1 protein-coding gene is annotated in these 666 nt (G+C 56.2%); it reads left to right on the top strand.

Features of this window, described 5'->3' with window-relative positions:
- Positions 1-138: 138 nt before the first annotated feature.
- Positions 139-666 (top strand): response regulator transcription factor (locus ACR0EL_RS22395; protein ID WP_480502344.1); only part of this gene is annotated, 528 nt, incomplete at its 3' end.

Here is a 666-nt window from a genome sequence, read left to right as displayed (position 1 = left end):
GGTTCCTCCCTGTTGACCAGACAATCACGTCATCGCCCCCGGCGCTACCGTGATCGCAAATAGAACTGTGGGGTTGATTCCCCCTCCCATCTGGCAATCATGGAGCGCCAACCTTGCGCGAAACTTGCGGGAGACCTAATGCGGATCGTCATAGTCGAGGACAATGAGCCACTCGCCAATGCCATTGCTTATCGCCTTCGTGACCGAGGTCATGCGGCAGATATACTGACTGACGGAGATGCGGCTGAGCTGTACCTTCAACAAGAAGGCGCGGATTTGATCGTTCTGGATATCAACCTACCCGGCCGGTCAGGGTTGGACATCCTGAGGTCGCTTCGCGAACGTGGTGACAGTGCGCCCGTGATCCTGCTAACAGCGCGCACCGAAACAAGCGACCGGGTGACCGGTTTGGATATGGGCGCAGATGACTATCTGGTCAAACCCTTCGAAATGGACGAGTTAGAAGCACGCGTCCGAGCACTTTCTCGGCGCAAAGAACTTGACTACGGAGCGCGGGAGAGCATCGGTAGCCTCGAATTCGACCGCGCATCGCGTCAGGTTAGTGTTCAGGGCCAAGTCATGGATATACCACGGCGGGAAATAGCGGTGCTTGAATGCCTCTTGGAGCGTCGGGGCAGAATTGTTCCTAAAAGCCAACTCACAGAT

The organism is Ruegeria sp. AH12 (assembly GCF_056541465.1).
The sequence above is the reverse complement of the archived record's forward strand: the minus strand, read 5'-3'. Positions and strand labels throughout refer to the sequence as shown.